Source organism: Enterobacillus tribolii, from assembly GCF_003363015.1.
Classification (GTDB): domain Bacteria; phylum Pseudomonadota; class Gammaproteobacteria; order Enterobacterales; family Enterobacteriaceae; genus Enterobacillus; species Enterobacillus tribolii.
In genome coordinates this window covers 35,734-42,291 of sequence record NZ_QRAP01000016.1, presented here as the reverse complement: position 1 = coordinate 42,291, position 6,558 = coordinate 35,734, and the positions used below count along the sequence as shown (strand labels likewise).

The window sequence follows — 6,558 nt, the reverse complement described above, 5'->3', positions numbered from 1 at the left end:
GCTACCGTCCGCAGTTCTACTTCCGTACGACTGACGTGACTGGCAACATCGAACTGCCGGAAGGCGTAGAGATGGTAATGCCGGGCGACAACATCAAAATGGTTGTTACCCTGATCGCTCCGATCGCGATGGACGATGGTCTGCGTTTCGCAATCCGCGAAGGCGGCCGTACCGTTGGCGCGGGCGTTGTTGCTAAAGTAATGGCATAATAGTTTTATATTGTTGAAAGGGCGCCTTCAGGGCGCCCTTTTTCTTTTTGGTATATTAGTGCTGTTACTTCTACATAAACATTCATTAGTTACCAAGAAAGAAAATTATATTATTTATCCCTTCTATAATCTCATCTTATTCTTCGTAATGCTTCCAGCTAAAGATCATCTTTCCTTTTATTAATTTTATTTCTTACCTGTATGTTTTTCGGTTTTTAATCGTATTGTTTTTATTATTTATCGGTGGTTATTACGTTTTTTTAAAAACCTTGTATTAATGTGTTGGCGTTTTATTTTTTATTGAATTACTATGCGCATTATTAATTTCGTTATCATTCTCATGATGTAATAGTTTCATTTCCTCATGAGTAATGCATCATTGATTATATTTTAAATGTGTGTGTTTTTTCGGTAAATATTATTGTCTCTGATAAATTCATTCAAGAATTAATCTGTTGCCTAAATATCATCGCATATTCATGCTCATAAACGGTATTTCGCCGTCTTTATATAGGGTTGGTTTGTTGTAAGCAAGGGCGTTAGTAGCCATAGGGTTATTAACGATTGGGTTGGAATTATAATGGATATAAATATGAGATTAAATAAAGTTACATCAGTAATGGTTCTGGCTGGGTTGATTATGTCATTCTCTGCTTCATCCGCAACTCTTACGATGAATGATGATACCAATACCATTTCAGGATTAAATACATCCCAGATGCTTTCTAAAAATAATGGAAGTACGTGGGTGGCTTATTCTGATGCCTCGCAGAATAGTTTCCCTGGCAAAGTAACCATTGCCGTGGCTGTGAAAGATGATATGGCGATTAAGGCCGTAGATTGGGACCCTAATATTGCTTACTCTACTGAAGATGGCGTTGATACCGTTCGCTATAATGGCTATTACTGGACGAACAAATGGTATGCTGACGGCAGTAATGTTCCCGGGCAAGGCGATCCCTGGGTACAGGCGGGAAAAATAGAAATAAATACGCTGGCCACATTCAACTTTACGCCGTGGTCAGGTCAAAAAGCGACGGATTTCCAAAACAGCGAAAAAACAAAAGTTGCAAACCAGCGTAAGGTTATCGGTTATTTCCCGGAGTGGGGCGTCTATGATGCACATAATAACTTTACGGCAAACAAAGTTGATTTCTCTCGGTTGACGCACCTGAACTATGGATTTGGCATTGTCAGCAATACCGGTGAAATTAGTATTCAGGATACCAATGCGGCTTTGACTAAAGGAACGCTGCCAGACCTGGAGAAAATGTCTGAAGCAAATGGCGTTACCTTTATGATTTCGTTTGGTGGCTGGAATAATTCCGAGCAAGGCGTTTTTGAAGCGGCAACCGCAACGACCGCAGGTATTAATACACTTGCAGATAACATGATTAGCTTCATGCAGCAGTACGGATTTGATGGGATTGATATTGATTGGGAATACCCGGATACCAATGCGGAAAAAGCGCAGTTCACTCAACTGATTCAAACGCTGCGCAGCAAACTGGATACGTTGGGTAAATCACAAGATAAGTACTATCAACTCTCTGCGGCTGTGACCACCAATCACAATAACATTCAGTATATCAACCCGTCGGTGACCGCCGGGCTGCTGGATAGCGTCAATGTCATGGCTTACGATATTCACGGTGCGTTCGACCCGATTACCGGCCACAATGCGCCGTTATTTGCCAATAGCAAAGACAGCGATCCGTTATTGAACGTTGCCTCCGCCATGAATGAATACAGCGAAACCTGGGGAGTGCCGAAGAGCAAGCTGATGATGGGGATTCCGTACTACGGACGCGGCTGGGGCGATGTTGAGCCGACGATAATCGTCAAAGGGCTGCCCGGTCTGTTTGCGAAAGGTTCGGCAACTGTACATGGTGCCTGGGATGATACCGATCAGTACACCGGCACCAACCCTTACTATGATCTGAAAACCAAACTGGCGAGCGGTAAATATGTTCGCTATTGGGACAATGAGTCTAAAGTTCCTTATCTTTATAATCCGGCGACTAAAGAATTCCTGACTTATGATGATCCTGAATCTATCCAGGCTAAAGTTAACTACCTTAATCAGCAGGGTTTTGGTGGCGCCATTATCTGGGATCTGAGCGGCGATACTTCAGATTATGAGCTGGGTAGCATTGTCGGTACGCTGAAGGGAAGCGAAATGCCGGATGGTGAGGGCGGGGATGATAATCCTGCGTTATCTATGCAAGCCGGGGTTTACAAATCCGGCAGAAATAACCTGTGTATTAAGGTTCTTTACAGCCATGTAGTCTCGAATCAGCCTGAAACCGCGGCCTGCAGTAACGTTAGCGATCAATTGCTCAGTGGTACCTCTTTCAATGAGATAAAAGTTGGAAGCAGCGGCTCGACGTGTCTTACGGTTACTGATCAGAACGTGATTAGAACAACATTCTGTGCTCAGCCATCCAGTGAGAGCGCGCCAAAAGCGCAGCAGTGGTATGTTGAAAATAACCGTTTCGTAAATAACGTTAATGGCCAGAAAAAATGCATTTCCGTTACTGATAATAATGGGTTAGTGGCTTCGACATGCGACAGTGGCAATGGCGCTCAGGTATTCTCTAAAACAGATGTATTTAATACGGGATTCTATCAGTCAGCATCAAACGGGAAGTGCATTGACGAAAACACCAAATACCCGGGCACGTCAGCAACGGCAACGTGTGATGGCAACATTGGGCAAAAGATCACGCTTACATCAGATGGCTCGCATTTCATGAAGCGGGTTTCTAAGCGGGGAGTGACATCGTGTTTCAATGTCCCGGCGAGCAATCTTCAAACCGGATACCCTGTTGTTTTAGGTAATTGCTTATCAAACTACCAAGGCATGAAGTGGCAGTATGAGGATGGTAAATTTGTCAGCCTGGTTAGTGGAGATAAATACTGCATGTCTGCGGGTACTGCTGCAAACGCATACGTCACGTTGAAGAAGTGCGATGATAGTGACCAGTCACAGATATTTAAAGAAGTGAATGTAAGTAGATAAGCCTCCTCGCGTTTACAGGCTCCCTGCCGGATCGGCAAAGGAGCCTTATTTAAAATTATCCGGAATATTTTAGCAGGAGACTTTGTAGTAAGTATCGATGTGAGCTAACATAAACCCATTGGATGCTAATGATTATCATTAGTGATAGCGAGCCGGGCTTGAGTGATAGTAGCTATGTACGTCTGCCTTTGTAACGGTATCAGTGACAAAATAATTCGCCAGGTGGTGCGCCAACACCATCCTCAGACTTTTCGCCAACTGTGCAAACTTATTCCTTTGGGAAACCAATGTGGTAAGTGTGTCCGTGCCGCCCGTGAAGTGATGCACGACGAAATGTTACACACCTCCGAATTTAAAGAAACAGCCTGAGCCTTGCTTTGACTTCACCCGTATGCCTTCTAAGCTTTTTAGAGAGTGGAAGCGGAGGAAGTCATAATGAAAGGTGATGCTAAGATAATAAATCATCTCAACAAGTTGTTGGGAAACGAACTTATTGCAATCAATCAATATTTCCTGCATGCCCGGATGTTTAAAAACTGGGGACTAAAGCGGCTCAATGATGTGGAATACCACGAGTCGATCGACGAGATGAAGCATGCCGATCAGTATATTGAGCGCATCTTGTTCCTTGAGGGGATCCCAAACCTTCAGGATTTAGGCAAGCTGAACATCGGTGAAGACGTTGAGGAAATGCTGCGTTCCGATCTGAACCTGGAACTGGAGGGGGCGAAAGATCTTCGCAAAGCCATCGCTTATGCCGATTCAGCTCATGATTATGTAAGCCGGGACATGCTGATAAATATTTTAGCCGATGAAGAGCGGCATATTGACTGGTTGGAGACTGAGCTCGATCTGATCCAGAAAATGGGAATTCAGAACTACCTTCAGGCACAGATCCGGGAAGAAGAGTAAACGATGGGCAGAGTGTCATGGCTCTGCCTTTTGTCTTGTTAGTGGAGCATCAGCCGGCAAAGCAGGATAAAACCTGCGATAGCCAGGGGCGGGCCAAAAGGGACAGGTTGTTGATGTATGCCTGCGTGGCGGGCATGACATAACGTCAGTACTATGCCGGTTAATGACGCGATAACCAAAATCAGCGGGAGGCTCTGCCACCCGCACCATGCGCCGCAGGCCGCCAGCAGTTTAAAATCGCCGTATCCTAACCCTTCGCGCCGCGTCAGCAGACGAAAAATATGGTAAACCGCCCATAAGCTCAGATAGCCCGCCACGGCGCCGTATATGACGTCCGGCAGCGGCAGCGTATTGCTCAGGCTATGGTATAGCAGCCCCAACCACAGTAACGGTAATGTCAGCATATCGGGAAGCAGCATAGTCTTCAGGTCAATCAGACTGAGTGCGTATCCGAACCAAAAAAAGCAGGCTAATCCAAACGCGGGCAGGCCCGGCGGGAAGGCAACGGCGATTGCGGCGAACCCCAGCATTGTAAAGAGTTCTGTTGCCGGATAGCGCCAGCTAATCGCAGCATGGCAATAGCGGCAACGGCCTTTCAGTGACAACCAACTGAATAACGGGACATTGTCATACCAGGCGAGTGAGTGTTGGCAGGTCGTGCAATGAGAACCAGGCCACCATAGCGACAGCCCGGCGTTTTCCTCCATAATCATGCGGGGTAGCCGGTACACCACAACGTTCATCAAGCTTCCGGTAAGCAGCCCCAATAACCCCATCCAGGCAATCCATTGTTCACTTAATAGCATAATTCACTCTGCTTTCTTCAGGCGCAATATCACGACATCGACATACTGTTTACCTGCGCCGCTTGCATCAAAGCGCAGCTCAACGGGATAGATCCCGTCATCGGCTTTAAGCTTTTCAAGCCACTGAGTCAGCTGCGACAAAGGGAGCGCTTCAAGGGTGACGAGCGCGGACTTTTGTTCCGATGTTTTAACCTGTAATACCAGCCCGGCTTTTTTGCCGGATTGTATGACGCTTTCTTCCAGCGTTACATTAGATGGCTTCACTGCAATAATGCCTGCCAACGCGGCCTGTTCATTCAGCCATTGCCGCTCTTTGCTGAGTTTCTTGTTTTCCTGACGTAGGTTAGTCGTGAGATGGGTCAAAGGCGTAAATATGCCGTACCAGACGATGACGATCAGCGAGAAGCAAGCCAATAACATCAATCCGCGTTGTTCCCGTTGGTTTTTGCTTTGCCACCATTGCTTCATGTGTTCTTCTCGCTTTGTAAGTGGTAAACATCCCCCTGCGCGGGCTGGGCGAGAGAGAGATGCAACTGATCCCGGCTGATTTCCAGAAACTGATCGATGGACTGTTTGCTGTCGGCACGGAGCGTTAAATGCAGTTCTCCCGTCTCTTTATTGCTGGAAAAACGGGCAACCTGTAAGCCGGGAACTTGCTGAAGAAGCTTTTCTATTTGCTTTAAACGGATTAGCGCATCGGGGGCTGGTTGCTTTACTTTTTGGCGGAAGAAAAAACGATAGTTCCCCTGCCGTTTGTCGCCGGGAAAGTAGCTTTGCCATGTATTCCGTAATGAGGTCGTCAACTGCTGTTTTTGCGAGTACTGCTGCCAGACGACGATGGTCTGGGTGAGAAAAAATGAAAATAAAGCGAATGTGGCAATGCTGATAATCCCTTTCCGCCAGGTCGGGGGAATACCTAAGGCAGGTATTTTTACGCGGAATTCGCCATGCAGCAGATTAAGGGGCGGAGCGGAGAAGCGCTCGTTATAGAATGCCAGGGGGGAGCGCCAGTCGCGATACTCGGCAGCGAATGCAGACGATGGGGGACTGTAGCAGACTAATTGTGGTGGGGAGAAATGCTCAAACAGCGGGTGCAATGCGGTGTCATTTATCATGCTCCATTGATAGTCTGAATGGCGGACCAGCCAGTGTTCGTTCAGGCGGAGTGCAGACCATCCTGCTTCGATAACAGGAAGGTAAAGACCATCCGGGACGACGGCCTTTACCGATATGCCAGCATGCCGGCAGTCTTCAAGCAGGGTGCGTAAACGCTGTTTATCCACTCCGACGACATCTGCATATTCGTCATGGCGCTGCGTCATCGTCCAGTGAATATCCTCGCTGTCGCCAATTACGCTGTCTTCCACCAACCAGGCGATGGCCTGCGATGATGCATTGAATTTCTGAGGGGGAATGCTGCACCGGCGGTAAATAAGGCCATCAACCGGCAGCAGCAGGCAGGCATTATCAGCGCCGCTGAGTAAGCCAATCTGCCGTAGCGCATCGGCTCCGGAGGATTGATATAACTGACCCGACAGACACCATTCTGTTACGGGACAGGTTGGCGTTTCCGGGCGGATAACCAGCGTTGTTTGCTGCATAAAATGTA

At 47.2% G+C, this 6,558-nt stretch carries 7 protein-coding genes; 4 read left to right on the top strand and 3 right to left on the bottom strand.

Going from position 1 to position 6,558, the window contains the following annotated elements; translation table 11 throughout:
* From C8D90_RS21145 to bfr, 4 genes are all read left to right on the top strand, one after another.
* Window positions 1–209 (top strand): EF-Tu C-terminal domain-related protein (locus C8D90_RS21145; RefSeq protein ID WP_456236434.1); only part of this gene is annotated, 209 nt, incomplete at its 5' end.
* 592 nt (window positions 210–801) lie between these two features.
* Window positions 802–3,231 carry a glycosyl hydrolase family 18 protein gene (locus C8D90_RS21140; RefSeq protein ID WP_115460447.1) on the top strand — a complete coding sequence of 810 codons (2,430 nt, stop codon included), beginning with the start codon at window positions 802–804 and terminating at the stop codon, window positions 3,229–3,231.
* 174 nt (window positions 3,232–3,405) lie between these two features.
* Window positions 3,406–3,600, top strand: a complete 195-nt coding sequence (gene bfd, locus C8D90_RS21135; protein ID WP_115460446.1) for a bacterioferritin-associated ferredoxin — start codon at window positions 3,406–3,408, stop codon at window positions 3,598–3,600.
* Window positions 3,601–3,666: 66 nt separating this feature from the next.
* Window positions 3,667–4,143 (top strand): bacterioferritin, encoded by a 477-nt coding sequence (gene bfr / locus C8D90_RS21130; RefSeq protein ID WP_115460445.1) that lies wholly within the window; start codon window positions 3,667–3,669, stop codon window positions 4,141–4,143.
* A 38-nt stretch (window positions 4,144–4,181) separates the two neighbouring features.
* On the opposite strand, the gene C8D90_RS21125 is transcribed toward bfr, so the two are convergent.
* The 3 genes from C8D90_RS21125 to gspL are packed head-to-tail and all read right to left on the bottom strand — an operon-like array spanning window position 4,182 to window position 6,550.
* Window positions 4,182–4,949 carry a prepilin peptidase gene (locus tag C8D90_RS21125; protein ID WP_115460444.1) on the bottom strand — a complete coding sequence of 256 codons (768 nt, stop codon included), beginning with the start codon at window positions 4,947–4,949 and terminating at the stop codon, window positions 4,182–4,184.
* Between the two features lie 3 nt (window positions 4,950–4,952).
* Window positions 4,953–5,417: a type II secretion system protein GspM gene (gene gspM, locus C8D90_RS21120; RefSeq protein WP_115460443.1), complete on the bottom strand. Its 465-nt coding sequence runs from the start codon at window positions 5,415–5,417 to the stop codon at window positions 4,953–4,955.
* Complete coding sequence (gene gspL / locus C8D90_RS21115; protein WP_162844443.1) at window positions 5,414–6,550, bottom strand: type II secretion system protein GspL; 1,137 nt, start codon at window positions 6,548–6,550, stop codon at window positions 5,414–5,416. Before gspL ends, gspM begins: the two co-directional genes overlap by 4 nt.
* Window positions 6,551–6,558 lie beyond the last annotated feature (8 nt).